Source organism: Pseudomonas sp. TH10 (assembly GCF_016651255.1).
Taxonomy (GTDB): domain Bacteria; phylum Pseudomonadota; class Gammaproteobacteria; order Pseudomonadales; family Pseudomonadaceae; genus Aquipseudomonas.
The window spans coordinates 1-26,855 of record NZ_JAEKEG010000026.1; the positions used below are offsets into that span (position 1 = coordinate 1).

The 26,855-nt window shown below is 58.8% G+C and carries 24 protein-coding genes and 3 pseudogenes; 18 read left to right on the top strand and 9 right to left on the bottom strand.

Going from position 1 to position 26,855, the window contains the following annotated elements; translation table 11 throughout:
- On the bottom strand, positions 1 to 871 hold an 871-nt coding region (apbC, locus tag JFT80_RS03235; RefSeq protein WP_201146903.1), incomplete at its 3' end, for an iron-sulfur cluster carrier protein ApbC.
- A gap of 321 nt (positions 872 to 1,192) precedes the next feature.
- Here apbC and metG point away from each other — a divergent pair.
- From metG to JFT80_RS03275, 8 genes and pseudogenes are all read left to right on the top strand, one after another.
- Positions 1,193 to 3,244: a methionine--tRNA ligase gene (gene metG, locus JFT80_RS03240; protein WP_201146904.1), complete on the top strand. Its 2,052-nt coding sequence runs from the start codon at positions 1,193 to 1,195 to the stop codon at positions 3,242 to 3,244.
- Positions 3,245 to 3,347: 103 nt separating this feature from the next.
- Complete coding sequence (locus JFT80_RS03245) at positions 3,348 to 3,917, top strand: electron transport complex protein RnfA (protein ID WP_201146905.1); 570 nt, start codon at positions 3,348 to 3,350, stop codon at positions 3,915 to 3,917.
- Positions 3,914 to 4,723, top strand: a pseudogene (gene rsxB / locus JFT80_RS03250) (electron transport complex subunit RsxB); the annotation flags it as partial. The gene JFT80_RS03245 and the pseudogene rsxB, both read left to right, overlap by 4 nt.
- 10 nt (positions 4,724 to 4,733) lie before the next feature.
- Positions 4,734 to 5,724, top strand: a pseudogene (locus JFT80_RS03255) (RnfABCDGE type electron transport complex subunit D).
- Positions 5,721 to 6,329: an RnfABCDGE type electron transport complex subunit G gene (locus JFT80_RS03260; RefSeq protein ID WP_201146907.1), complete on the top strand. Its 609-nt coding sequence runs from the start codon at positions 5,721 to 5,723 to the stop codon at positions 6,327 to 6,329. Before JFT80_RS03255 ends, JFT80_RS03260 begins: the two are co-directional and overlap by 4 nt.
- Positions 6,326 to 6,832 (top strand): Rnf-Nqr domain containing protein, encoded by a 507-nt coding sequence (locus JFT80_RS03265; protein WP_201146908.1) that lies wholly within the window; start codon positions 6,326 to 6,328, stop codon positions 6,830 to 6,832. The genes JFT80_RS03260 and JFT80_RS03265 overlap by 4 nt, the downstream gene beginning before the upstream one ends.
- A 24-nt stretch (positions 6,833 to 6,856) precedes the next feature.
- Entirely contained in the window at positions 6,857 to 7,495 is a 639-nt protein-coding gene (gene nth, locus JFT80_RS03270; RefSeq protein WP_045057998.1) for an endonuclease III, read from the top strand.
- Between the two features lie 106 nt (positions 7,496 to 7,601).
- Positions 7,602 to 7,781: a PA3496 family putative envelope integrity protein gene (locus tag JFT80_RS03275; RefSeq protein WP_201146909.1), complete on the top strand. Its 180-nt coding sequence runs from the start codon at positions 7,602 to 7,604 to the stop codon at positions 7,779 to 7,781.
- 65 nt (positions 7,782 to 7,846) lie between these two features.
- On the opposite strand, the gene JFT80_RS03280 is transcribed toward JFT80_RS03275, so the two are convergent.
- From JFT80_RS03280 to JFT80_RS03290, 3 genes are all read right to left on the bottom strand, one after another.
- Positions 7,847 to 8,473 carry a response regulator transcription factor gene (locus JFT80_RS03280; protein ID WP_201146910.1) on the bottom strand — a complete coding sequence of 209 codons (627 nt, stop codon included), beginning with the start codon at positions 8,471 to 8,473 and terminating at the stop codon, positions 7,847 to 7,849.
- A 661-nt stretch (positions 8,474 to 9,134) separates the two neighbouring features.
- Positions 9,135 to 10,352 carry an argininosuccinate synthase gene (locus JFT80_RS03285; RefSeq protein ID WP_129395322.1) on the bottom strand — a complete coding sequence of 406 codons (1,218 nt, stop codon included), beginning with the start codon at positions 10,350 to 10,352 and terminating at the stop codon, positions 9,135 to 9,137.
- A gap of 129 nt (positions 10,353 to 10,481) precedes the next feature.
- Positions 10,482 to 11,390, bottom strand: coding sequence for an OmpA family protein (locus JFT80_RS03290; RefSeq protein WP_201146911.1), 909 nt, complete (start codon positions 11,388 to 11,390; stop codon positions 10,482 to 10,484).
- A gap of 160 nt (positions 11,391 to 11,550) precedes the next feature.
- Here JFT80_RS03290 and pyrC point away from each other — a divergent pair, with 160 nt between their 5' ends.
- Together pyrC and rnt are read left to right on the top strand one after the other, a co-directional pair.
- Positions 11,551 to 12,597 (top strand): dihydroorotase, encoded by a 1,047-nt coding sequence (gene pyrC, locus JFT80_RS03295; RefSeq protein WP_201146912.1) that lies wholly within the window; start codon positions 11,551 to 11,553, stop codon positions 12,595 to 12,597.
- The gene (gene rnt, locus JFT80_RS03300) at positions 12,594 to 13,271 is read left to right on the top strand and encodes a ribonuclease T (RefSeq protein WP_007916667.1); all 678 of its coding nucleotides are present in this window, start codon (positions 12,594 to 12,596) and stop codon (positions 13,269 to 13,271) included. Before pyrC ends, rnt begins: the two co-directional genes overlap by 4 nt.
- Positions 13,272 to 13,341: 70 nt before the next feature.
- Here the strand turns inward: rnt and JFT80_RS03305 are convergent, their stop codons facing one another.
- A complete protein-coding gene (locus JFT80_RS03305) occupies positions 13,342 to 13,944 on the bottom strand; it encodes a peroxiredoxin (RefSeq protein WP_201146913.1) in 603 nt (200 codons plus the stop codon).
- A 315-nt stretch (positions 13,945 to 14,259) separates the two neighbouring features.
- On the opposite strand from JFT80_RS03305, the gene JFT80_RS03310 reads away from it, so the two are divergent.
- Positions 14,260 to 14,478, top strand: coding sequence for a bacterioferritin-associated ferredoxin (locus tag JFT80_RS03310; RefSeq protein ID WP_003227725.1), 219 nt, complete (start codon positions 14,260 to 14,262; stop codon positions 14,476 to 14,478).
- A 201-nt stretch (positions 14,479 to 14,679) separates the two neighbouring features.
- Positions 14,680 to 15,153 carry a bacterioferritin gene (bfr, locus tag JFT80_RS03315; RefSeq protein WP_103305481.1) on the top strand — a complete coding sequence of 158 codons (474 nt, stop codon included), beginning with the start codon at positions 14,680 to 14,682 and terminating at the stop codon, positions 15,151 to 15,153.
- Between the two features lie 213 nt (positions 15,154 to 15,366).
- On the opposite strand, the gene grxD is transcribed toward bfr, so the two are convergent.
- The 3 genes from grxD to JFT80_RS03330 all read right to left on the bottom strand — a co-directional run bounded on the left by grxD (position 15,367) and on the right by JFT80_RS03330 (position 18,336).
- Complete coding sequence (gene grxD, locus JFT80_RS03320; RefSeq protein ID WP_042560740.1) at positions 15,367 to 15,708, bottom strand: Grx4 family monothiol glutaredoxin; 342 nt, start codon at positions 15,706 to 15,708, stop codon at positions 15,367 to 15,369.
- A gap of 97 nt (positions 15,709 to 15,805) precedes the next feature.
- Positions 15,806 to 17,911, bottom strand: coding sequence for a molybdopterin oxidoreductase family protein (locus tag JFT80_RS03325; protein WP_201146914.1), 2,106 nt, complete (start codon positions 17,909 to 17,911; stop codon positions 15,806 to 15,808).
- Between the two features lie 134 nt (positions 17,912 to 18,045).
- The gene (locus JFT80_RS03330) at positions 18,046 to 18,336 is read right to left on the bottom strand and encodes a hypothetical protein (protein ID WP_007916677.1); all 291 of its coding nucleotides are present in this window, start codon (positions 18,334 to 18,336) and stop codon (positions 18,046 to 18,048) included.
- A gap of 404 nt (positions 18,337 to 18,740) precedes the next feature.
- Between JFT80_RS03330 and argF the strand changes: the two genes are divergently transcribed.
- Positions 18,741 to 19,661, top strand: a complete 921-nt coding sequence (argF, locus tag JFT80_RS03335; RefSeq protein ID WP_201146923.1) for an ornithine carbamoyltransferase — start codon at positions 18,741 to 18,743, stop codon at positions 19,659 to 19,661.
- Positions 19,658 to 20,767, top strand: coding sequence for an ABC transporter ATP-binding protein (locus JFT80_RS03340; protein ID WP_201146915.1), 1,110 nt, complete (start codon positions 19,658 to 19,660; stop codon positions 20,765 to 20,767). The genes argF and JFT80_RS03340 overlap by 4 nt, the downstream gene beginning before the upstream one ends.
- A gap of 147 nt (positions 20,768 to 20,914) precedes the next feature.
- Here JFT80_RS03340 and ybaK read toward each other — a convergent pair.
- Positions 20,915 to 21,384: pseudogene (gene ybaK / locus JFT80_RS03345) on the bottom strand (Cys-tRNA(Pro) deacylase).
- 297 nt (positions 21,385 to 21,681) lie between these two features.
- On the opposite strand from ybaK, the gene JFT80_RS03350 reads away from it, so the two are divergent.
- The 4 genes from JFT80_RS03350 (at position 21,682) to glpD (ending at position 26,798) form a co-directional block, all read left to right on the top strand.
- Positions 21,682 to 22,533 carry an MIP/aquaporin family protein gene (locus JFT80_RS03350; RefSeq protein ID WP_201146916.1) on the top strand — a complete coding sequence of 284 codons (852 nt, stop codon included), beginning with the start codon at positions 21,682 to 21,684 and terminating at the stop codon, positions 22,531 to 22,533.
- 77 nt (positions 22,534 to 22,610) lie between these two features.
- Complete coding sequence (gene glpK / locus JFT80_RS03355; RefSeq protein ID WP_201146917.1) at positions 22,611 to 24,113, top strand: glycerol kinase GlpK; 1,503 nt, start codon at positions 22,611 to 22,613, stop codon at positions 24,111 to 24,113.
- A gap of 95 nt (positions 24,114 to 24,208) precedes the next feature.
- Entirely contained in the window at positions 24,209 to 24,964 is a 756-nt protein-coding gene (locus JFT80_RS03360; RefSeq protein WP_007953179.1) for a DeoR/GlpR family transcriptional regulator, read from the top strand.
- A gap of 295 nt (positions 24,965 to 25,259) precedes the next feature.
- Complete coding sequence (gene glpD / locus JFT80_RS03365; RefSeq protein ID WP_201146918.1) at positions 25,260 to 26,798, top strand: glycerol-3-phosphate dehydrogenase; 1,539 nt, start codon at positions 25,260 to 25,262, stop codon at positions 26,796 to 26,798.
- Positions 26,799 to 26,855 lie beyond the last annotated feature (57 nt).

Genomic DNA, 26,855 nt, shown 5'->3' on the forward strand with positions numbered 1-26,855 from the left:
CCCCGCCTTCACCGAACAGATGCTCGGCATGCCCGCAATTGGAGCAGATGTGCACGGCCATGTTTTCCACTACACCCAGTACCGGAATGTTGACCTTGCGGAACATTTCGACGCCTTTGCGGGCGTCCAGCAGGGCCAGGTCCTGCGGGGTGGTGACGATCACGGCACCCGCCACCGGGACTTTCTGCGCCAGGGTCAACTGGATGTCGCCGGTGCCTGGCGGCATGTCGATGACCAGGTAATCCAGGTCGCCCCAAGCGGTTTGTGTCACCAGCTGCAACAACGCACCGGACACCATCGGGCCGCGCCACACCATGGGTGTGTTGTCGTCGGTGAGGAACGCCATCGACATCACTTCAACGCCATGGGACTCGATCGGCACAAACCATTTCTGATCCTTGACCTTGGGCCGCGTGCCCTCGGCAATACCGAACATGATGCCTTGGCTCGGGCCGTAGATATCGGCATCGAGAATACCGACCTTGGCGCCTTCGCGGGCGAGTGCCAGCGCAAGGTTGGCGGCGGTTGTCGACTTGCCCACGCCACCTTTGCCGGAGGCTACGGCGACGACATTTTTGACGTTGGCCAAGCCCGGAATCTGCGCCTGCGCCTTGTGCGCGGCAATCACGCTGTTGACTTCGACCCTGGCGACGACGACGCCATCAAGGTTTTCGATCGCCAGTTGCAGCAGTTGTGCCCAGCCGCTCTTGAACAGACCGGCGGCGTAGCCGATTTCCAGTTGCACATTGACGCGGTCACCGACGATCTCGATGTTTTTCACGCAACCGGCGCTGACCGGATCCTGGTTCAGGTAAGGGTCGGTGTATTGGCTGAGGACGGCTTCCACCGCTGCGCGAGTGACGGCGCTCATGGGCAACTCCGATAACAAGACTGGGAAAAGATGACGGCTATCGTACGCTGGACATCGATTTGAGGCGAACAGATTGCTCGAGTTGGAAAACCTTTGTGGCGAGGGGATTTATCCCCGTTCGGCTGCGCAGCAGTCGTGAAACCATTCAACGCGGTGTACCTGATACACCGAGGTACCAGGTTTTGGGGCGGCTTCGCCACCCATCGGGGATAAATCCCCTCGCCACAAATGCTCTTAAGTACCCAGCGGCTCAGGGGTGAAAAATATGCGCCAGCGCTTTATAGTGGCCGACCTCCGTTTCATCAAGTAGCGAAGCCCCACATGTCCGAACCACGCAAGATCCTCGTCACCAGCGCCCTGCCCTACGCCAACGGTTCGATTCACCTTGGCCATATGCTGGAATATATCCAGACCGATATGTGGGTGCGCTTCCAGAAGCATCGCGGCAATCAATGCATCTATGTCTGCGCCGACGACGCCCACGGTTCGGCGATCATGCTGCGTGCAGAAAAGGAAGGCATCACCCCGGAACAACTGATCGCCAACGTGCAGGCTGAACACAGCGCCGACTTTGCCGAGTTCCTGGTCGATTTCGACAACTTCCACTCCACTCACGCCGAAGAAAACCGTGAGCTGTCGAGCCAGATCTACATCAAGCTGCGTGACGCCGGGCACATCGCCCAGCGCTCGATCACCCAGTATTTCGACCCGGAAAAGAAAATGTTCCTGGCCGACCGCTTCATCAAGGGCACCTGCCCGAAATGTGGCACTGAAGACCAGTACGGCGACAACTGCGAAAAATGCGGTGCAACCTACGCACCGACTGACCTGAAAGATCCGAAGTCGGCAATCTCTGGCGCCACCCCGGTGCTCAAGGATTCCCAGCACTTCTTCTTCAAGCTGCCAGACTTCCAGCAAATGCTGCAGACCTGGACCCGCAGCGGCACCTTGCAAGACGCCGTGGCCAACAAGATCGCCGAATGGCTGGACGCCGGCCTGCAACAGTGGGACATCTCCCGCGATGCGCCGTACTTCGGTTTCGAGATCCCGGGCGAGCCAGGCAAATACTTCTACGTGTGGCTGGATGCACCGATCGGCTACATGGCCAGTTTCAAGAACCTCTGCGATCGCACGCCTGAACTGGACTTCGACGCGTTCTGGGCCAAGGACTCCACTGCCGAGCTGTACCATTTCATCGGCAAGGACATCGTCAACTTCCACGCACTGTTCTGGCCAGCGATGCTCGAAGGCGCCGGCTACCGCAAGCCGACCGGTATCAACGTGCACGGCTACCTGACCGTCAACGGCCAGAAAATGTCCAAGTCGCGCGGCACCTTCATCAAGGCCCGCACGTACCTGGATCACCTGTCACCGGAATACCTGCGGTACTACTACGCGGCCAAGCTGGGCCGTGGCGTCGATGACCTGGACCTGAACCTTGAAGACTTCGTGCAGAAGGTCAACTCCGACCTGGTGGGCAAGGTCGTCAACATCGCCAGCCGTTGCGCCGGCTTCATCCATAAAGGCAACGCCGGCGTGCTGGTGGCCGGCAATGCTGCGCCGGAGCTGACCGAGGCTTTCCTCGCTGCCGCGCCAAGCATTGCCGACGCTTATGAAGCCCGTGACTTCGCCCGCGCCATGCGTGAAACCATGGCCCTGGCCGACCGCGCCAACGCCTGGATCGCCGGCAAGGCGCCGTGGTCGTTGAACAAGCAGGAAGGCAAGCAGGATGAGGTTCAGGCGATCTGCGCCACCGCCATCAATCTGTTCCGCCAACTGGTGATCTTCCTCAAACCGGTATTGCCGTTGCTGGCCGCCGACGCCGAGGCGTTCCTCAACGTCGCCCCGCTGACCTGGAATGACCACGCTACCCTGCTCAGCAACCACCCGTTGAACGAGTTCAAGCCGTTGATGACTCGCATCGACCCGGTAAAAGTGCAAGCCATGAGCGACGCCTCGAAAGAAGACCTGACCGCCAGTCAGACCGACACCGGCGCTGCCGCCCCTGCGGGCAACGGCGAACTGGCCAAGGATCCGCTGTCGCCGGAAATCGACTTCGACGCGTTTGCCGCCATCGACCTGCGCGTTGCGCTGATCGTCAAAGCCGAACACGTCGAAGGTGCCGACAAGCTGTTGCGCCTGACCCTCGACATCGGTGACGAGCAACGCAACGTGTTCTCGGGGATCAAGAGCGCCTACCCCGATCCGTCCAAGCTCGATGGTCGTCTGACCATGATGATCGCCAACCTCAAGCCACGGAAAATGAAGTTCGGTATTTCCGAAGGCATGGTGATGGCTGCCGGTCCCGGCGGTGAGGAAATCTACCTGCTGAGCCCGGACAGCGGCGCCAAGCCAGGTCAACGCATCAAGTAACACTCGGCGGTGAATCGATCCCACAGGCGTGCCCCGCATGCCTGTGGGATTTTCATGTCTGGCCCATAATTACCCCATAGGAGCCTGCAACCCCCGGACGATCATGAGCGAAATTATTCTTACGCTTGTCAGCGCAGCCCTGATCAACAATTTCGTGTTGCACTGGCCGCTGGGCGTCGATCCGCTGCTGGGGGCCGAGCGCCGCCAGGTGCATGCACTGGGCATCGCCACGACGAGCCTGATGCTGATCGCCGGCCTGCTCGCTCATGCGCTCCATCGGTGGCTGCTGGTGCCCCTGCAACTGACATCGCTGCAATTGCTGGTCTTCCTCCCGCTGAGCGTGCTGCTGATCAGTCCGGTGTTGAAGTTACTGTCTGCTGCATTGCCCCAGCTCTGCTTTGAACGACTATGGCCGCTGGTACTGGGCAACGCCTCCGTCCTGGGCCTGATGCTGCTCAACGCGCGGGACGATCTGGGTATGCTGCGCGCCACGGCCCTCAGCCTCGGCGCCGGGCTGGGCTTCTGGCTGGTACTGAGCCTGTTTTGCGATTTGCGTGAACGCACGGCCGACAACGATATTCCCCTGCCCTTTCGCGGCCTGCCGATCGATCTGATCGGCGCCGGACTGATCGCAGTGATTTTTCTCGGATTCAGTGGATTGATCAAAACATGAGTCTGATTCAACGCATCGATGCGCTCCTGCCGCAGACCCAATGCGGCAAGTGTGGCCATCCCGGATGCAAGCCGTACGCAGAAGGCATCGTCGACGGCGAGCCGATCAACAAGTGCCCGCCCGGTGGTGATGAAACCATCGCGGCACTGGCTGAACTGTTGAAAATTCCAGTGCTGGAGCTGGATATCAGCCGTGGTTCAGCACCGCCGCAAGTCGCTTATATCCGTGAAGCCGAATGCATCGGCTGCACCAAGTGCATTCAGGCATGCCCGATCGATGCCATCGTCGGCGCGGCGAAATTGATGCACACCGTGTTGATCGACGAATGCACAGGGTGTGATCTGTGCGTCGCGCCCTGCCCGGTGGATTGCATCGAGATGCGGCCGCTGCCACTGAAAACGGTGGTGCCGGTCGTCGGTGGGCTGGCCGTAAGCCTTGAGGAACACCGCGCACGAGCCGTCAAACGTAACCACGCCCGCGGCCGCTTCGAACAGCGCAATGCGCGTTTGCAGCGCGAAGAACAACAGAGAGTCGCCGAGCGCCTGGCCCGGGCGCAGCAGGCCGTACCCAAGGCTGAGGAGATTGCGCAGGATCCAGTCCGGGCCGCCCTCGAACGGGTTCGCGCGCAGAAGGCCGCAGGCGCTGACGCGGCGTTGAAAAAGGCCAAGATTGAAGTGGCCATGAGCCGCGCCCAACTGAACAAATCACTTAAGGCGTTCGGGCATCCCCCAACCTTCGACCAGCAATCGCAGTTGATCGTACTGCAACAGCAATTCGAAGCCGCCGAGCAGGCCTTGGCGAAACTGGTGCACGCCCATGCCTCCCCTTGAGCCGGTCGATGAGCGCTTGCAGCAAGCGATGAAGCTGGTGCTGTTGGCGCTGCTGCCCGGTATGGCAGTGATGTTCTGGCTGAACGGCTGGGGCATGCTGATCAATCTGCTTCTGGCGGGTATTACCGCCCTGGCCACCGAAGCGCTGGTGCTGCAATTGCGCAAGCGCCCGTTGTGGCCAACCTTGCAAGACGGCAGCGCGCTCGTCACGGCGACACTCCTCGCGCTGGCCCTGCCTGCGTATTGCCCTTGGTGGGTGACTGTCAGCGCCGCCCTCTGCGCGATGGCATTCGGCAAGCACCTGTACGGCGGCGTCGGCAGTAATCCCTTCAACCCGGCGATGCTCGGTTTCGCCTTGGTGATGGTGAGTTTCCCGCAACAGCTGACGCATTGGCCGGTGTCCCATGGCATGGACCTGTTGAAGGGCCTGCAGCACGTCTTCGGTTTTGGCGTGGATCAGGCGCCGGACGCCTGGGCCCAAGCCACTGCGCTGGACAGCCTGCGCATCAATAAAAGCCTGACCATGGACGAGCTGTTCACGGCCAATCCGGCGTTCGGCCGCTATGGTGGCCACGGCGTGGAGTGGGTCAACCTGGCGTTTCTCGCCGGGGGCGTTTTTGCTGCAGCGCCGGGTGTTCACCTGGCATGCGCCGGCCGGGATGCTGTCCAGCCTGTTCGTCATCAGCCTGCTGTGCTGGAACGGCTCGGGCTCCGATTCCAATGGCTCGCCGCTGTTTCACCTGTTGACCGGCGCGAGCATGCTGGGCGCGTTTTTCATCGCCACCGAACCGGTGTCCGGGCCCAGGACCCCGGGTGCGCGCCTGCTGTTCGGCGCGGGCGTGGGGCTGCTGACCTACGTGATTCGCACCTGGGGTGGCTATCCTGATGGGGTGGCGTTTGCCGTGCTGCTGATGAATCTGGGCGTACCCGCGCTGGACCGACTGGTGGCGTCGCGGCAGGAAAGGCTTGCGCCATGAATCGAACCACGAGCATTGCGACCCTGGCGTTACTGGCGGTGCTGGGCACCGGCGTGACCTGGTTCGTCCAGCATACGGCCGCACCGCGTATTGCCGAGCAACAACGCCTGCTCGACAGTCGTCACTTGCTCGACATGCTCGCGCCTGACAGCTATGACAATCAGCCACTGGAGCAACCGCTTAGCCTCGCCGACGTCAAGCTGGCCCATAGCACCCTGCTCGGCGGCTACCGCGCGACGCGATCCGGAAAGGTCATTGCCTTGTTACTGCGCAGCCAGACCCTGGGTTATGCGGGCAGCATTGACTTGATGATCGCCATCGGTCCCGACGGCAGGCTGCTGGCAGTCAAGACCCTCAAGCACTCGGAAACTCAGGGGCTCGGCGCTCATATCGCCGACTCGCCGCAGGGCTGGCTCCAGGTGTTTGCCGGCCGGTCACGCGCCGATCCGGTCGACGCGGGATGGGCGCTGAAAAAGGATCAGGGGCAGTTCGACCAGATTGCTGGCGCAACCATCACCTCACGGGCGGCGATCAATGCGATCCATGACGCGTTACGCTATTTCGACGAACATCGGCAGGCCTTGATTGGAGGTAGTGACGAATGACCAGGTCATCCTTGCCAGGCGCTCTGATGCTGACACCGTTGATCGGTGCCACGTATTCGTGGATGCCCGCGCTGGGCGTATGGCTGATGTCCGTTGTCGTCTTCAGCGCGTTCGGCTTGGCCATGGCGGGGCTGCGCCTGCGGCTGACGCCCGCAAGCCGCCTGGTTGCCGCAGTGATCCTCGCGGCAACGTTCACCAGTTGCCTGCAACTGGCCCTGCAAGCTATGGCCTTGCAGTGGCACCAGCAACTGGGACTTTACTCAGGACTGATTGCCTTGCAATGCGTGGTGCTCGAATACAGTGGATTTCATCAGCGCCCAGTGATTGATCGCCTGCGCCTGGCCGCAATATTTGGCGTACTGATGGTAGGCCTGGGCCTGTTGCGCCAGCTGCTTGGCGACAGCGGGCTGCGCCTGGCCACGCTGGCCCCGGGAGGGTTCATTGTGCTCGGACTGCTGATCGCTGCACGGCAAGCCTGGGCGCGCCCCATCTCATCGAATTGACTCCTGCGAGGAAACGCACTTCACATGAATGCCGCAAAACGTCTGGAAATTTTCCGCAGGCTGCATGAAGACAACCCGGAACCGAAAACCGAGCTTGCCTACTCTTCTGCGTTCGAACTGCTGATCGCGGTAATCCTCTCGGCGCAGTCAACCGACGTAGGCGTCAACAAAGCCACGGCCAGGCTTTACCCGGTCGCCAATACGCCGGCAGCTATTCATGCGCTGGGGATCGAGGGTCTGTCGGAGTACATCAAGACCATCGGCCTGTTCAACAGCAAGGCGAAGAATGTCATCGAGACCTGTCGCCTGTTGGTGGAACGCCACGGCGGTGAAGTGCCGCAAACCCGCGAAGAACTGGAAGCGCTGCCGGGCGTGGGTCGCAAAACAGCCAATGTGGTCCTCAACACCGCATTTCGGCAATTGACCATGGCCGTGGACACTCACATTTTCCGGGTGAGCAACCGAACGGGTATTGCGCCAGGCAAGAACGTGGTGGAGGTCGAGACCAAGTTGATGAAGTTTGTGCCCAAGCAATTCTTGCTGGATTCCCACCACTGGCTGATCCTCCACGGGCGCTATGTGTGCCTGGCCCGCAAGCCGCGGTGTGGCAGTTGCCGCATCGAAGACCTGTGCGAATACAAGCACAAGACTTCGGACGATTGAGTGACTATTAGGTTTCTTTATCAACCGATTGAAAAAATCTTTTTTACCCGCTGGGAGATTATCGATATAAGAGGCGCCAAAGGCATCTTTAGCCTGGAGTTAACCTATGAGCACTGGCAAAGAGCAATTGGACGTCGAAGACGATTTTACTCCCGTGGAGACTGATGACGCAGAACCAGTGGTTGAGGTCGCCAAGACCAATCTGAGCAAGCGCCGCACTATCGATAACTTGCTGGAGGAGCGCCGTTTGCAGAAGCAATTGGCCGATTACGATTTTGATGACTGATACTTGAAAGCCTCCCGGAACGGAGGCTTTTTACTGTGTATGAAGCATGATCAGCGCCTGCGCCTTCACACCAGGCCATTGCGTTGAGCCAACTCGATCAGGTCGACGAGGGAGCGTGCATTGAGTTTAAGCAGCAAGCGGGTTTTGTAAGTGCTGACGGTCTTGTTGCTTAAAAACATACCGTCGGCAATTTCCTTGTTGGTTTTTCCTCTTGCCAATTGTTGCAAGACCATCATCTCGCGCCCCGACAGCCGATCCACCATATCGGCTTCACTGGCATTGCCCAAACTGGAGCGTACCGTATGCAATGCCTGGTTGGGGAAATAACTATAACCTGACAATACCGCTTTGATTGCACTGAGCAACTCGGTCAGGTCCTGCTGCTTGCAGACATAACCGGCGGCGCCCGACTGCATGCAACGCATGGAAAAGTGCCCCGGTGCCTGAGAAGTCAAAACCAGCACTTTCATTGGCATGGCCACCGAACTCAATCGGGCAATAACTTCCAGACCATCAAGTTTTGGAATACCGATATCCAGTATCACGATGTCCGGCATTTGTTCGCGAGCCAGTTGTAACGCGTCCACACCGTTATCTGTCTCCGCAATGACTTCGTAGCCATGACGCTCCATCAGCATACGTACCGCGAGACGAATGACGGGGTGATCATCCACGATCAGCACTTTATTCATGGGCAGGTCCAATTTCGCTGTTCGAATTTCTAGAGCCCGCACCTTAGCTTAGTCGTTTCACCCTTGGCACGGTGCGTCCCCCGCGCGCCTTCACCAAGAGACATACCCTACAAAACATAAGGAAAATTCCTACAAAAATCCTTGAACTGAGCGAACCGGAGTGAGGGTACTGACCGCCAAAATCCGTTTGCCCGGTTTTTTTGTATCGGAATGCGAGATCGGGGATTTATTACAATTCCAGATATTTATGTATTCGGCACGACCTATCAGATCAGCACCCACCATAAAACAAATGAAGTAACCACGATAGAGGCGCAACAGTGAGCAATAATTACCAAACAAAGCCTTAATCGATCATGGTGAAAAGCAGGCACATTAAACCAAAAACTTTGGACGCATATCATGGACCGTCCAACCCTCACAATTTTCAAACCATCTGCTAAGTAAACATACAATCAAACAAGTAAGAACCATGGGCAGAATCAAGCAAAAACCAACCAGCTCCATGTCAATAATTGCGATATTCGCAACCTTATCTGAAGCCTGCCAAGGCGGGACGCCAGTGAACACACGCAAACTAACGCGCACCGCCGATGGCAGGCACGAATCACAAAAAAGGCCTTGTCGATGACAAGGCCTTTCACTCATTGGCTCACAGGGCTCAGAACAGCTTGCGACCCTTGTTGGCAGCAATGCGCATACGCAGCGCGTTGAGCTTGATAAAGCCCGCCGCGTCGGCCTGGTTGTAAGCACCGCCGTCTTCTTCGAAGGTCGCGATGTTGGCATCGAACAGCGAATCGTCGGACTTGCGGCCGGTGACGATCACGTTGCCTTTGTACAGTTTCAGGCGTACAACGCCGTTCACGTTGACCTGCGAAGCGTCGATCATCTGTTGCAGCATCAGACGCTCAGGGCTCCACCAGTAACCGGTGTAGATCAGGCTGGCGTACTTCGGCATCAGCTCGTCTTTGAGGTGAGCGACTTCGCGGTCCAGGGTGATCGATTCGATGGCGCGGTGGGCGCGCAGCATGATGGTGCCGCCCGGGGTTTCGTAGCAACCGCGGGACTTCATGCCGACGTAACGGTTTTCGACGATGTCGAGACGGCCGATACCGTGAGCACCACCGATCTTGTTCAGGGTCGCCAGCACGGTAGCCGGGGTCATTTCGACGCCGTCCAGTGCAACGATGTCGCCGTTACGGTAGGTCAGTTCCAGGTATTGCGGTTTGTCAGGAGCGTTCTCCGGGGAGACGGTCCATTTCCACATGTCTTCTTCGTGCTCGGTCCAGGTGTCTTCCAGCACGCCGCCTTCATAGGAGATGTGCAGCAGATTGGCGTCCATCGAGTACGGGGACTTCTTCTTGCCGTGACGCTCGATCGGGATCGCGTGCTTCTCGGCGTAGTCCATCAGCTTCTCGCGGGACAGCAGGTCCCACTCACGCCACGGAGCAATCACTTTCACGCCAGGCTTGAGTGCATAGGCACCCAGTTCGAAACGCACTTGGTCATTGCCCTTGCCGGTCGCACCATGGGAAATGGCGTCAGCGCCGGTTTCGTTGGCGATTTCGATCAGGCGCTTGGCGATCAGTGGACGTGCGATGGAGGTACCCAGCAGGTACTCACCTTCGTAAACGGTGTTGGCGCGGAACATCGGGAACACGAAATCACGCACGAATTCTTCGCGCAGATCGTCGATGTAGATTTCTTTGACGCCCATGGCCTGAGCCTTGGCGCGGGCCGGCTCGACCTCTTCGCCTTGACCGAGATCAGCGGTGAAGGTCACCACTTCACAGTTATAAGTATCCTGCAGCCACTTGAGGATCACCGAAGTGTCCAGGCCGCCGGAATACGCCAGAACGACCTTGTTTACGTCCGCCATGCCATCACTCCACGGGGTTCTACGGAAAGCCGAGGAGTCTACCGCCCAAACGCGATAATTTACAGAGGCGCGACAGCTTAAGACGACAAAGCGACAGAATCTGTCGAGAGCGCGACGATGACCGGCGGGTCAGGAAGTCGCCGCGGTATTGGCTGGAGTGCTGGCTTGCGGTGCTGGAACCGCAGTGGGTGCTACCCGCGCCAGTTTTACATTGACCCGACGGTTTTTCGCGCGATTGGCCGCGTTGGTGTTCGGCACGATGGGATATTGCTCGCCATGGAAACGCACGGTGATCTGCGATTCCTGAATGCCATTGGCCTTGAAGAAATCGACCACTGCCAGCGCGCGGCGGCGCGACAGTTCGCGGTTGGTCAGGCGATTGCCGCTGTTGTCGGAATGGCCGTCGAGTTCGATGTGATTGACCGTCGGATCGGCTTTCATGAACTCAAGCATCACTTGCAGTTTGGCCTTGGCGGCGGCATCGAGGTCAACGCCTTCGCCGGGGAAGCCGATCTGCGACTGTTTGATCTGATCGAAATTCTGCGGCAGCAATTTCGCAACACAGGTCTGATAGTCGTTAAACGCCTTGCTGAACTTCACCGGCAATAAACGCACTTCCGACACGCGGCCATCGCCCGAAGCACGGCGCACGACCGGACTGCGTCCATCCAGCAGGCCACTGATCAGACCGCCGGCCTGAGATTGCGAACTGTTGAACAAGACGTTGCCGCTGCCGAGCCTGACATTGCCCAGATTGATGTCGCCACGTCCTGGCTGCCACGGTGCAGCCGCTGCCAGCAGCGTTGCCGAGCCACCGCCGAGCATGGCGTTGTAGGCATTCAGACGAAATATCGCCTGTTCGCCGGCCTTGCGCACGAATTCACCCGAGCCGAAATCAGTGATCGGCTGTGTCAGGCGGCATTCGAACTTGTCGCCGGCGACCGTCCACTCAATGTTCTCCAGGCGAGTCTGGTAGGTGAGCGCCATCGCGGGAAGGCTGGCAAACACACTGAGCAAGGCTAAATAACGCTGGCGCACGGGAGGCTCCATTGGCTTCTGAAACACAAAGACCGATTCACACTATGTTTACGGCATACGTACGGGATATCGGAAGCTTCCCGCAAAACTTGATAGCGAGTGCCTGGAAGAGTCTTTTCCGGTAGCATTCCCCTCAGTTTGACCCGCCTGGAATCCCCTCATGTCCGACCGCCTGACCCTGCTGCGTCCCGACGACTGGCACATTCATCTTCGCGATGGTGCCGTGTTGACCAATACCGTCGCGGATGTCGCGCGCACCTTTGGCCGCGCCATCATCATGCCCAACCTGGTACCTCCGGTGCGCAATGCGGCTGAAGCCGATGGCTATCGCCAGCGGATCCTCGCCGCGCGCCCATCCGGCAGCCAGTTCGAACCGCTGATGGTGCTGTACCTGACCGACCGCACCCAGCCTGAAGAAATTCGTGAAGCCAAGGCCAGCGGATTCGTGTACGCCGCCAAGCTGTATCCGGCTGGCGCCACCACCAACTCGGACTCTGGGGTGACCAGCATCGACAAGATTCTGCCGGCGCTGGAAGCCATGGCCGAAGTCGGCATGCCGCTGCTGATCCACGGTGAAGTTACCCGTAGCGACGTCGACGTGTTCGACCGCGAAAAGATTTTCATCGATGAGCATATGCGTCGTGTGGTCGAGCGCTTCCCGACGCTGAAAGTGGTGTTCGAACACATCACCACCAAAGACGCCGTGCAGTTCGTCAACGAGGCCTCCGCCAACGTCGGCGCAACCATCACCGCGCATCACTTGCTGTACAACCGCAATCACATGCTGGTGGGCGGGATTCGGCCGCACTTCTATTGCCTGCCGATCCTCAAGCGCAACACGCACCAGGAAGCCCTGCTCGACGCTGCCACCAGCGGCAGCGCGAAGTTCTTCCTCGGCACCGATTCGGCACCGCACGCCCAGCACGCCAAGGAAGCCGCCTGCGGCTGCGCCGGCTGCTACACCGCGTACGCCGCCATCGAAATGTATGCCGAAGCCTTTGAACAGCGTAATGCCCTGGACAAGCTCGAAGCGTTCGCCAGCCTCAACGGCCCGCGCTTCTACGGCCTTCCAGCCAACACCGATCGCATCACCCTGGTTCGTGAAGAATGGACCGCCCCGACCAGCCTGCCATTCGGCGAGCTGACCGTTATCCCGCTGCGCGCCGGTGAAAAACTGCGCTGGCGCCTGCTGGAGGAACACGCGTGAGTGAAGACCATTTCGACGACGAACTGGACGGTCAAAGTGGTGGTGGCGGTTCCCGTCACCCGATGGCAGCACGCTTTCGCGGCTACCTGCCGGTTGTCGTCGACGTAGAAACCGGTGGCTTCAACTCGGCCACCGATGCGTTGCTGGAGATTGCTGCGACCACCATCGCCATGGATGAAAAGGGTTTTGTTTACCCCGACCACACTTACTTCTTCCGTGTTGAGCCGTTCGAAGGCGCCAACATCGAAGCGGCGGCGCTGGAATTCACCGGGATCAAGCTCGATCACCCGCTGCGCATGGCGGTCAGCGAAGAAACCGCGCTGACCGACATTTTCCGTGGCATCCGCAAGGCGCTGAAGGCCAACGGCTGCAAGCGTGCAATTCTGGTCGGCCACAACAGCAGCTTCGATCTGGGCTTCCTGAACGCCGCCGTTGCGCGGCTGGACATGAAGCGCAACCCGTTTCACCCGTTCTCCAGTTTCGATACCGCGACACTGGCTGGCCTGGCGTACGGTCAAACCGTGCTGGCAAAAGCCTGTCAGGCAGCCGACATCGATTTCGATGGCCGTGAGGCGCACTCGGCGCGTTACGACACCGAGAAAACCGCTGAGCTGTTCTGTGGCATCGTCAACCGCTGGAAACAGATGGGCGGCTGGGAAGACTTCGACGACTGATACTCGTCGGATTTCTACCGAGCATAAAAAAACCGGCCACTCGGGCCGGTTTTTTTGCCTCGAATGCGCCTTACAGGGCAGCAGCATTCTCGGTCAGGTAAGCAGCAACGCCTTCAGTCGAAGCCGTCATGCCCTTGTCGCCTTTCTTCCAGTTGGCAGGGCAGACTTCGCCGTGCTCTTCGTGGAATTGCAGAGCGTCGACCAGACGGATCAGCTCTTCCATGTTACGGCCCAGCGGCAGGTCATTGATGATCTGCGAACGGACAACGCCTTTGTCGTCGATCAGGAACGCGCCACGGAAAGCCACGCCGCCTTCGGACTCAACGTCGTAGGCCTTGGCGATGTCGTGCTTCATGTCGGCAGCCATGGTGTATTTCACCTGGCCGATGCCGCCATTGTTGACTGGGGTGTTGCGCCAGGCGTTGTGGGTGAAGTGCGAGTCGATCGACACAGCGATCACTTCAACGTTGCGCGCTTTGAAGTCAGCCATGCGGTTGTCCAGAGCGATCAGCTCGGACGGGCAGACGAAGGTGAAGTCCAGTGGATAGAAGAACACCAGGCCGTATTTGCCTTTGATGGCCGAGGACAGGGTGAAGCTGTCAACGATCTCGCCATTGCCGAGTACGGCCGGGACGGTGAAGTCAGGGGCTTGTTTGCCTACGAGTACGCTCATTGATATCTCCTGGTGTAAAAACTTGAAGTTCAGGGTTCGGGCCAGCCTGCCATCCTCAGACGACAGCCCTGTGACACGAACCCCCTTCGCAAGGGCCGACCATCATACACTGCGTGTTTCGCCTGTCCTTAACGGTTTTTAAAAAGGAGGCGGATAACCACGCTGCATTTACAGGGCCAGGCAATTAGCCAGTGATCACCGTTCGTCAGCCACAGCTGTCAATCAGCTGAAGTCTTCCGAAAGCACTTTGACAATCATTCTCGTTAACATTAAGATCCATCGCAATTGAGTCACAACCAGCGACGGTTCTCACTTATGTATGTTTGTCTCTGCACTGGCGTCACCGACGGACAGATCCGCGAAGCGATCTATGAAGGTTGCTGCAGCTATAAAGAAGTACGCCAGGCCACCGGCGTCGCCAGCCAATGCGGCAAATGTGCCTGTCTTGCCAAGGAAGTGGTTCGCGAAACCCTGACCAAGCTGCAAACCGCCCAGGCCGCGATCCCCTACCCGGTAGAATTTACTGCTGCGTAATAACACCCTATTTCAAAGAACCGGACTCATGTCCGGTTTTTTTATGCCTGTAAATCAACTGCTTAGGCTTCAGACGCGGAACACAAACATTCTTATTCCGATTAATTTTCATATATTATTCAATAACTTAGGTTTGACACTTATAAATACGAAGCTCAAACTCTGCCGCATATACAGCTATTACAGGGCAGGACTCCGATCATGAAAGGCGACATTACAGTCATCCAGCATCTCAACAAGATCCTTGCCAATGAGCTGGTCGCGATCAATCAGTACTTCCTGCATGCCCGTATGTATGAAGATTGGGGTCTGAACAAGCTCGGCAAGCACGAATACAAAGAATCCATCGATGAGATGAAGCACGCGGACAAGCTGATCAAGCGCATCCTGTTCCTCGAAGGCCTGCCAAACGTGCAGGACCTGGGCAAGCTGCACATTGGCGAGCACACCCGGGAAATGCTGGAGTGTGACCTGCGTATCGAGAAGACCGGTCACGCAGACCTGAAAGCCGCGATCGCGCATTGCGAAACCGTGGGCGACTTCGGTAGCCGTGAACTGCTCGAAGACATTCTCGAATCCGAAGAAGAACACATCGACTGGCTGGAAACCCAACTGGGTCTGATCGATAAAGTCGGTCTTGAGAATTACCTGCAGTCGCAGATGGGCGAAGAGTAAGTGCTGACGCTGGCTGCGATCGTTTCAGATTGCACCGGTAACTTGCAGTAACTTTGCGAACGCACTAAAAAGCCCCGCCCTCTTTCGAGGTGCGGGGCTTTTTATTGGCTTTTCTGTAGGAGCATGGCTTGCCAGCGAAGAAAGCGCCGCGGTGCTACAGACACACCGCGTTATGGTTTTTCGCGAGCAAGCTTTGCTCCTACAACAAAAGCATCAGGCTTCCGACTTGTTCGCCGCAGCCGCTTCAACAGCAGCCTTGATGGTGCTTTGCAGCGAACCGTCAGCAGACATTTCGGTCATGATGTCGCTACCGCCGACCAGCTCACCACCCACCCACAGTTGTGGGAAAGTTGGCCAGTTGGCGTACTTTGGCAGGTTGGCGCGGATTTCCGGGTTCTGCAGGATGTCGACGTACGCAAACTTTTCGCCACACGCCATGACAGCCTGTGCAGCTTTCGCGGAGAAGCCACACTGTGGGGCATTCGGCGAACCTTTCATGTAAAGCAGAATGGTGTTGTTGGCAATCTGCTCTTTAATCGTTTCGATGATATCCATGGAGCACCTCGGCTGAACTTTCCGACTCATGGGTCGGCACGGTGGCGCATTGTAACGGAATCCCGAGCGCGCTGCTCGGTCTCCCCGACAGACATCCTCAAGCCGCCGCCACGGTCACCGGCACGCCATTCAACGCCGCGTTGCCCGACAACTCGTCGAGCTGGCATTCATCAGTCAGGTCATTGGCACTCGACCCCGGCTGGCCGCTGGCAATCGCCATCCTCACACCCGGACGCGCATGGCCCCAGCCGTGCGGCAGGCTGACCACGCCTTTCATCATGTCCAGGCTGCCGAGCACTTCCACCTCGATCTGGCCGACCCGCGAACTGACCCGCACCCACTGCCCATCGACCAGCCCGCGCTTGCTCAGGTCATCCGGGTGCATCAGCAACTGATGACGCGGCTTGCCCTTCACCAGACGATGATAGTTGTGCATCCACGAATTGTTGCTGCGCACATGCCGGCGACCGATCATCAACAGTTCATCGGCGGCGGGCGCCTGCAATGCGGCGAAACGTGCAAGGTCAGCGAGGATCTCCGGCGGCGCAGCCTGGACACGCTGATCAGGGGTTTTGAGGCGCGCCGCCAGGTTCGGCTTCAATGCACCGAGGTCAATCCCATGGGGATGATCAAACAGGGTCGCCAATGACAACTTGTACTCGGAAGCGTCGCCATAGGCGCCCATGCGCAGGCCCATGTCGATCATCTTTGCCGGCGGCATGGTCGGTTTCAGTTCCTTGTCGGTCTTCTCGGCGAACGCCTTGGCGAGGCCAACAAAGATCTCCCAGTCATGCAACGCGCCCTCGGGCTTGGCGAGGATCGCTCGATTGAAGCGGGTAACGTTGCGCACCGCAAACAAGTTGAACGTGGTGTCGTAGTGATCGTTCTCCAGCGCCGAGGTCGACGGCAGAATCAGGTCGGCATAACGCGTGGTTTCGTTGATATACAGGTCAATGCTGAGCATGAACTCCAGGCCGTCCAGCGCCTGCTCCAGTTGTCGCCCGTTCGGGGTCGACAACACCGGGTTGCCGGCCACGGTGATCAGCGCGCGGATCTGCCCTTCGCCTTCAGTGAGCATCTCTTCGGCCAGCGCCGAGACTGGCAACTCGCCGCCGTACTCGGGACGCCCGGAAACCCGACTTTGCCATTTGTTGAAATGCCCGCCCGACGTTGAAGCCACCAGCTCCACCGCCGGCTCCGTGCACAGTGCCCCACCCACACGATCGAGGTTGCCGGTAACCAGATTGATCAACTGCACAACCCAATGGCACAGCGTGCCGAATGCCTGCGTCGACACGCCCATGCGCCCGTAACAAACCGCACTCGGCGCCGCGGCAAAGTCGCGGGCCAACTGACGAATCTGCTCAGCGGGAACGGCACACAACGGGCTCATCGCCTCGGCAGTAAACGTCGCCACTGCCGCACGCACTTCGTCCAGGCCATCCACCGGCAGGTGACTGCCCTTGGCCAGGCCCTCAGCGAACAAGGTGTTGAGCAGACCAAACAGTAGCGCGGCATCGCCGCCGGGACGCACGAACAGATGCTGGTCGGCGATCGCCGCCGTTTCACTGCGCCGCGGATCGACCACCACCACTTTACCGCCCCGGGCCTGAATGGCCTTCAAGCGTTTTTCCACGTCCGGCACGGTCATGATGCTGCCGTTGGAGGCCAGGGGATTACCGCCCAGGATCAGCATGAAGTCGGTGTGATCGATATCCGGGATCGGCAGCAGCAAACCGTGGCCGTACATCAGGTGACTGGTCAGGTGATGGGGTAACTGGTCGACCGAGGTCGCGGAAAAGCGGTTACGGGTTTTCAGCAGACCGAGGAAGTAATTGCTGTGGGTCATCAGCCCGTAGTTATGCACGCTCGGGTTACCCTGGTAGACCGCCACGGCGTTCTGTCCATGCCGCTCCTGAATCGCCGCCAATTTCTCCGCCACCAGCGCAAACGCATCGTCCCACGCGATCGGCAGCCATTCGCTGCCAACTCGAAGCATCGGCCGATGCAGGCGATCCGGATCATTCTGGATATCTTGAAGCGCTACGGCCTTGGGGCAGATGTGGCCACGACTGAAAGTGTCGAGCGCATCACCCTTGATTGAAGTGATCGCGACATTGCCGTCGGTTTCAGTGGTTTCGATGGTCAGCCCGCAAATGGCTTCGCACAGGTGGCAGGCACGGTGATGGAGAGTCTTGGTCATGGCCAGTCTCTGTCTTGTTCTGGACGGGCAATCACGCCCGCGGGAACAAAACTATGGCCCGAGTGCCGACACGACGCCAGCGACGTTCGTCTTGTGAATCGATGACTATCAGGTGAGCCGATAGACCGCCGCAATCAGCTTGAGGGCAACTGAGGGGGCGCTGCCAGCTGGATTTCCTGAATGGTTTCGATCTGTTCGTGAGCAACGTGCACGCCGGTGAGTTCGCCGATCAATCGCCAGTGTTCGTCGAGTCCGGCGCTGATGGTCGCCATGCGATCGATCATGTGGCGCCCGGCGGATTTGACCACTTCGTCTTCGCTGCGCAACAGTTCAAAAGACATTGAAGTGACTGAAGCGGTCAGATGGGTCAGTGAGCGAGCCGTGTGGCCCAGCAATTCCATTAACAGTTTTTCTTTCGATTCCATGCGGTGGGCTTCCTGCGTCGCTCGAAACTTATTTATAACTCAGCACTTTGCTTTAGCAAATGTTTCAGACTGAGCATCCGACCAAGTGATGGCATGGCGCCACGGTCGTAAACCGACTCAAGCGACCCGATCCCCGCCACACCGCATTGCCAAGCCCTGCGAGGCCAGTGTACAAAGAGGCTCGCTGCTGTCCTGAACCTGGCTTCAAATGCGTGACTGCAACATCATGTCCGCCCTCCGAATCCCGCAAAAACCGTAGCCTATTGGAAAAACGCGACATTTAGTGTCAATATCGCGCCTCCCCCTATTTCGTCGCCCCGTGCGGCTTACGCCGCAGGTCTCGCCCGTTGTTCCGTTAAACAAGGCTTTGAGCATCTGCGGTTTGTAGCAAAAGGTAGTCAATGATGAGCGCAAGGCACTTTCTCTCCCTGATGGATTGCACGCCCGAAGAGCTGGTCAGCGTGATCCGTCGAGGCGTTGAGCTCAAGGACCTGCGTAACCGCGGCGTACTGTTCGAGCCTCTGAAAAACCGCGTGCTGGGGATGATTTTCGAGAAATCCTCGACCCGCACGCGGATCTCGTTTGAAGCGGGCATGATCCAGCTCGGCGGCCAGGCGATCTTCCTCTCGCCGCGCGACACCCAACTGGGCCGTGGCGAGCCGATCGGCGACTGCGCCATCGTCATGTCGAGCATGCTCGACGCGGTAATGATCCGTACCTTTGCCCACAGCACCCTGACCGAATTCGCCGCCAACTCGCGCGTGCCAGTGATCAACGGCCTGTCCGATGACCTGCACCCGTGCCAGTTGCTGGCCGACATGCAGACATTCCTCGAGCACCGTGGCTCGATCCAGGGCAAAACCGTGGCCTGGATCGGCGACGGCAACAACATGTGCAACAGCTATATAGAAGCGGCGATCCAGTTCGACTTCCAGTTGCGCATCGCCTGCCCTGAAGGCTACGAGCCCAACCCTGACTTCGTCGCCAGGGCCGGCGATCGCGTGACCATCGTACGCGATCCGCAGGACGCCGTGCGTGGCGCACATCTGGTCAGCACTGATGTCTGGACTTCGATGGGCCAGGAAGAGGAAACTGCCAAGCGCCTCAAGCTGTTCGCGCCGTTCCAGGTCAATCGCGCCCTGCTCGACCTCGCTGCCGAGGACGTGCTGTTCATGCACTGCCTGCCCGCGCACCGTGGCGAAGAAATCAGCCTCGACCTGCTTGATGACCCGCGCTCCGTCGCCTGGGATCAGGCAGAAAACCGTCTCCACGCACAGAAGGCCCTGCTCGAGTTCCTCGTCGAACCGGCATATCACCACGCATGAGCCATGAATTACTGCTGAACCTGCGCAACCTTGCTTGCGGCTATCAAGATCAACGTGTGGTGCAGAACCTCAATCTGCACCTCAACGCCGGTGACATCGGCTGCCTGCTCGGTTCGTCCGGCTGCGGCAAGACCACGACGTTGCGCGCCATTGCCGGTTTCGAGCCGGTGCACGAAGGTGAAATCACGTTGGGCAGCGAAACCATTTCCAGCGCCGGTTTCACCCTCGCACCGGAGAAGCGCCGGATCGGCATGGTGTTTCAGGATTACGCGCTGTTCCCGCACCTGAGCGTCGCGGACAACATTGCCTTCGGCATCCGCAAGCACCCGAACAAAGAGCGCGTTACCGAAGAGTTGCTCGAACTGGTCAACCTGAAAAACCTCGGCAAGCGCTTCCCCCACGAGTTGTCCGGCGGCCAGCAACAGCGCGTTGCCCTCGCCCGTGCATTGGCGCCTGAGCCGCAATTGCTGTTACTGGATGAGCCTTTCTCCAACCTCGATGGTGAATTGCGCCGCAAGCTCAGCCATGAGGTGCGCGACATCCTCAAGGCCCGTGGCACCAGTGCGATTCTGGTGACCCACGATCAGGAAGAAGCCTTTGCCGTGAGCGATCACGTCGGCGTCTTCAAGGAAGGTCGACTGGAGCAGTGGGACACGCCGTACAACCTGTATCACGAGCCAGCAACGCCTTATGTAGCGAGTTTTATCGGTCAGGGTTACTTCATTCGTGGCCAACTCGGCAGCCCGGAATCGGTGCAGACCGAACTGGGTGAACTGCGCGGCAACCGGGCCTATACGTGGCCGATTGGCGGGGCGGTGGATGTTTTGCTGCGCCCGGATGACATTGTTTATGCGCCGGACAGTGGGCTGAAGGCGCGAATTGTCGGCAAAACTTTCCTTGGGGCTTCGACGTTGTATCGTCTGCAATTGCCTACCGGCGCGCAGCTGGAGTCGATTTTCCCGAGCCACGCTGACCACCAGGTCGGTGCAGAGGTGGGGATTCGTGTCGCGGCCGAACATCTCGTGTTGTTCCAGGCCTCGGGCAGCACCGCAGCACAAATTCCGGCAGTGGAAAACGGCGTCCGCCGCTACAGCACAGCCAGCTGAGCCGAGCGCAGTTGAACCGGCTCGTTCCCCTGTGGGAGCGAGCCTGCTCGCGATGGACGTTAACGATTACGCGAAGATCCTGACACCCAGCGGCGCACTGCAGTCTTTCGCGAGCAAGCTCGCGCCTACAGGAGCGGTGTTGCGGTGTCAGGCACGCCCGATATCCGCGAACTTCGCCAGGGTATGTTCGGCCAGTACCGCAGGAGCCAGTTCCACTTCCAGCCCCCTGCGCCCCGCACTGACAAAGATGCTGTCAAACACCTGAGCTGAATTATCGATAAAGGTGCGCAAGCGCTTCTTCTGCCCCAGCGGACTGATCCCCCCAGCAAATAACCGGTGGAGCGCTGGGCCGCCGCCGGATCCGCCATCTCGACTTTTTTCACCCCTGCCGCGTGAGCCAGACCTTTGAGGTCGAGACTTCCGACGACCGGCACCACCGCCACCAGCAATTCGCCTTTCTCACTGGCCGCGAGCAGCGTCTTGAACACCTGTGCAGGCTCCAGCGCGAGTTTTTCCGCGGCCTCCAGCCCGTAGGACGCGGCCTTCGGGTCATGTTCGTAACTGTGCACGCGATGTTCGGCACGAACTTTTTTCAACAAGTCCAACGCAGGGGTCATGGCAGCTCCAGGCTCGGCAGTGGCAGAAAAATCCTGCGCCGGATTCTAGGTCATTGCCCCCTAAAAGGCTCTATAGCGCCACTGTTTCATCGGTGCGCAGCAGCGGTTTACCACTCGTCCGCATTCCTCCTGCCTGGTGAACAATAGGATCATTCACATGACTAATAGTTGAAATATGACTGATGGTTCACTTTCGACCTTTGACAGCAGTGTTTCTTGTCTATATTTTTTCGAATACGAATACATTACAAATCGTCCTTCGCTGCACCCAGACAACAACAAAAAACGAGGTTTTCAATGACAACTGCTTTACAGCAACCATCGCTCTCGGGCCAATGCATGGCCGAGTTTCTGGGCACTGCCCTGCTTATCTTTTTCGGCACCGGTTGTGTGGCTGCGCTCAAGGTCGCGGGTGCCAGCTTCGGCTTGTGGGAAATCAGCATCATCTGGGGCGTCGGCGTGAGCATGGCGATCTACCTCACCGCAGGCGTTTCCGGCGCGCATCTGAACCCGGCCGTCAGCATCGCGCTGTGCATCTTTACCGACTTCGAAAAGCGCAAACTGCCCTTCTACATTCTTTCGCAGGTGGCTGGCGCCTTCTGCGGTGCGCTGTTGGTTTACACGCTGTACAGCAATCTGTTCTTCGATTACGAACAAACTCACCAAATGGTGCGTGGCTCGGCCGCCAGCCTTGAGTTGGCGTCGGTGTTCTCCACTTTCCCGAATCCGATGCTGTCCACCGCTCAGGCGTTCCTGGTCGAGATGATCATCACCGCCATCCTGATGGGCGTGATCATGGCCCTGACCGACGACAACAACGGCTTGCCGAAAGGCCCGATGGCACCACTGCTGATTGGTTTGCTGATCGCGGTGATTGGCAGTTCGATGGGCCCTCTGACCGGTTTTGCGATGAACCCGGCACGTGATTTCGGTCCGAAACTGATGACTTTCTTTACTGGCTGGGGTGAAATTTCCTTCACCGGCGGCCGTGATATTCCGTACTTCCTGATTCCGATTTTTGCACCGATTGTCGGTGCCTGCCTCGGCGCTGCCGGGTATCGCGGGCTCATCGCCCGTCACCTGACCGGCGCCACACCTGCTACAAAGGATGCAGAACCGGCCATTGACGGCAAACCAAGAACTTCTTGAAACAGCCGGCGCGGGTTTCTGCCAATCCGAGCCTGCGCCACGGCCCACTCTCCCTTATTTCGTCCAAGGCAATCGACATGACCGACATTCAGAATAAGAACTACATCATTGCCCTCGATCAGGGTACGACCAGCTCACGCGCGATCATTTTCGACCGCGATGCGAACGTGGTCTGCACCGCGCAGCGCGAATTCGCCCAGCACTACCCGCAAGCCGGTTGGGTCGAACATGACCCGATGGAAATCTTCGCCACCCAGAGCGCCGTGATGGTTGAGGCGCTGGCCCAGGCGGGTCTGCATCATGACCAGGTCGCTGCCATCGGCATCACCAACCAGCGTGAAACCACCGTAGTCTGGGACAAGACCACCGGCCGCCCGGTCTACAACGCGATCGTCTGGCAGTGCCGCCGCAGCACCGAGATCTGCCAGCAGCTCAAGCGCGACGGCCACGAAGACTACATCCGTGACACCACCGGCCTGGTCACCGACCCGTATTTCTCCGGCACCAAACTCAAGTGGATCCTCGACAACGTCGAAGGCAGCCGCGAACGTGCGCGCAACGGCGAACTGCTGTTCGGCACCGTTGATAGCTGGCTGATCTGGAAATTCACCGGCGGCAAAGTACACGTCACCGACTACACCAACGCCTCGCGCACCATGCTCTTCAACATTCACTCGCTGGAGTGGGATTCGAAGATGCTGGAGATCCTCGACATCCCGCGCGAGATGCTTCCGGAAGTCAAAGCCTCCTCGGAAATCTATGGTCGCACCAAGAGCGGCATCGCCATCGGCGGTATCGCTGGCGACCAGCAAGCGGCACTGTTCGGCCAGATGTGCGTCGAGCCGGGTCAGGCAAAAAACACCTACGGCACCGGTTGCTTCCTGCTGATGAACACCGGCGACAAAGCGGTGAAATCCCAGCACGGCATGCTCACAACCATCGCTTGCGGCCCGCGTGGCGAAGTGGCTTATGCACTGGAAGGCGCGGTATTCAACGGCGGTTCGACCGTGCAGTGGCTGCGCGATGAACTGAAGATCATCAACGACGCTCACGACACCGAATACTTCGCCAGCAAGGTCAAGGACAGCAATGGCGTGTACCTGGTGCCGGCCTTCACCGGTCTTGGCGCTCCCTACTGGGACCCGTATGCCCGTGGCGCGCTGTTCGGCCTGACTCGCGGCGTGCGCGTTGATCACATCATCCGCGCCGCGCTGGAATCGATCGCCTACCAGACTCGTGACGTCCTCGACGCCATGCAACAGGACTCCGGCGAACGCCTCAAAGCCCTGCGCGTGGACGGCGGCGCGGTAGCGAACAACTTCCTCATGCAGTTCCAGGCCGACATCCTCGGCACCCAGGTCGAGCGCCCGCAAATGCGCGAAACCACAGCACTGGGTGCGGCCTATCTGGCCGGTCTGGCGTGCGGCTTCTGGGGCAGCCTGGAAGAACTGCGCGGCAAGGCAGTGATCGAGCGCGAGTTCGAGCCGAGCCTGGACGAAGTCGAGAAAGAGAAACTGTACAAAGGCTGGAAAAAAGCCGTCAGCCGTACCCGTGACTGGGCGCGTGAAGACGCTGAATAAGCCAACCTTCAGAGACTGATAGGCAACTAACTGGTCGGGAGCGGATTCCTGCGGCATCATGGGCAAATTTTGCACGGCAGCCCAAAGGAAGCCCCATGAATCTGCCTCCCCGTCAGCAGCAAATCCTCGAACTGGTCCGCGAACGCGGCTATGTGAGCATCGAGGAAATGGCCACGCTGTTCGTTGTTACCCCGCAAACCATCCGCCGCGACATCAATCAACTCGCGGAAGCCAATCTGCTGCGTCGCTACCATGGCGGCGCCGCCTATGATTCCAGCGTCGAAAACACCGCCTATGCGATGCGCGCCGATCAGATGCGCGATGAAAAACAACGCATTGGCGAAGCAATTGCCGCACAAATCCCCGACCACGCCTCGCTGTTCATCAACATCGGTACCACTACCGAGTCGATTGCCCGCGCCCTGCTCAACCACAGCCACCTGAAGATCATCACCAACAACCTGCACGTGGCCTCGATGCTCAGCGCCAAGGATGACTTCGACGTGCTGCTGACCGGCGGCAATGTGCGCCGAGACGGCGGCGTGGTCGGTCAGGCCAGCGTGGATTTCATTAATCAGTTCAAGGTTGATTTCGCACTGGTCGGGATTAGCGGGATTGATGAAGACGGCAGTCTGCTCGACTTCGATTATCAGGAAGTACGGGTTTCACAGGCGATCATTGCCAATGCACGGCAGGTGATTCTGGCGGCGGACTCGAGCAAGTTCGGACGTAATGCGATGATTCGGCTGGGGCCGATCAGTCTGATTGATTGCCTCGTGACCGATCAGCAGCCGGTGCCGGCGCTGGCGCAATTGTTGAGCCAGCACAAGATTCGCCTCGAAGTCGTTTAACCCTTCTTATCTTCATTGGCTGTACCGACGCTTTCGCGAGCAGGCTCGCTCCCACACTGGAATGCATTTCAAACTGTGGGGGCGAGCCTGGTAGCGAAAGCGATCACTCAAACAACACATCTCTCGCGCCATTAAGCGTATCCCATGTTCGAAAATTTTCCTTTTTTTGATCTTCGATGAGTTTTTTCAATCGAACGCGACTGGCTGTGCGCGTCTTTATGGGCTACCATTTTCGCAAATGAACATTAATGTTCGATTTCCAATATAGAAAATCAAAAGAGCCCGAGGCCAGCCGATGTCCACCTCTACCTTGCGTACGCCCCCACTCTCCGAGATCTACGATATCGCCGTGATCGGTGGCGGGATCAATGGTGTCGGGATCGCAGCGGATGCCGCCGGTCGCGGTCTTTCGGTGTTCCTTTGCGAAAAGGACGATCTGGCCAGCCACACCTCGTCGGCCAGCAGCAAGCTGATCCACGGTGGCCTGCGCTACCTCGAACATTACGAATTCCGTCTGGTACGTGAAGCGCTGGCCGAGCGCGAAGTGCTGCTGGCCAAGGCGCCGCACATCGTCAAGCCAATGCGTTTCGTGCTACCGCACCGTCCGCATCTGCGTCCGGCGTGGATGATTCGTGCCGGCCTGTTCCTCTATGACAACCTCGGCAAGCGCGAAAAACTGCCAGGTTCGAAAAGCCTCAAGTTTGGCGCCGACAGCGCACTGAAAAGCGAAATCAAGAAAGGCTTCGAATACTCCGACTGCTGGGTCGACGACGCCCGCCTGGTGGTATTGAACGCCATGGCCGCCCGCGAAAAAGGCGCCCACGTGCACACCCAAACCCGTTGCGTCAGCGCTCGTCGCGCCAAAGGTCTGTGGCACCTGAACCTGGAACGTGCCGACGGCAGCCTGTTTTCGATCACTGCCAAAGCGTTGGTGAATGCTGCCGGCCCATGGGTCGCCAAGTTCATCCGTGATGACCTGAAGATGGAATCGCCGTACGGCATCCGTCTGATCCAGGGCAGTCACCTGATCGTGCCGAAGCTGTACGAAGGCGAACACGCGCACATTCTGCAAAACGAAGACCAGCGCATCGTGTTCACCATTCCCTACCTGAATCACTTCACTTTGATCGGCACCACCGACCGCGAGTACACCGGCGACCCGGCGGCAGTTGCGATTACCGAAGGCGAGACCGATTACCTGCTGAAAGTGGTCAACGCCCACTTCAAGAAACAAATCAGCCGCGACGACATTCAGCACAGCTACTCGGGCGTACGTCCACTGTGCAACGACGAATCCGACAACCCGTCGGCTGTCACCCGCGATTACACCCTGGCACTGTCGGGCAGTACGGAAGAAGCGCCGCTGCTGTCAGTGTTCGGCGGCAAGTTGACCACCTACCGCAAACTCGCCGAGTCGGCGATGGCGCAGTTGATGCCGTTCTTCACCCAGATGCGCCCGAGCTGGACCGCGACGGCGACCCTGCCGGGCGGCGAAGACATGACCACACCGCAGGCCTTGAGCGCGCTGATCCGCGACAAGTTCGACTTCGTGCCAACCGAGATTGCCCGTCGCTGGTCTACCACGTACGGCAGCCGCACCTGGCGCATGCTCGAAGGTGTCGAGACCCTTGCCGACATGGGCGAACACGTTGGCGGCGGGCTCTATACCCGCGAAGTGGACTACCTGTGCAGCGAAGAATGGGCTACCACCGCCCACGACATCCTGTGGCGCCGCAGCAAACTGGGGCTGTTCACCACCCCGGCAGAGCAACAGAAGCTGGCGGAGTACCTGAGCAAGGTCGAGCAGAACCGCAGCAAGATTGAAGCGGCCTGATCGATAGCTGGCGGTACGCAAAGCCCCTGGATTGTGAGATCCAGGGGCTTTTACGTT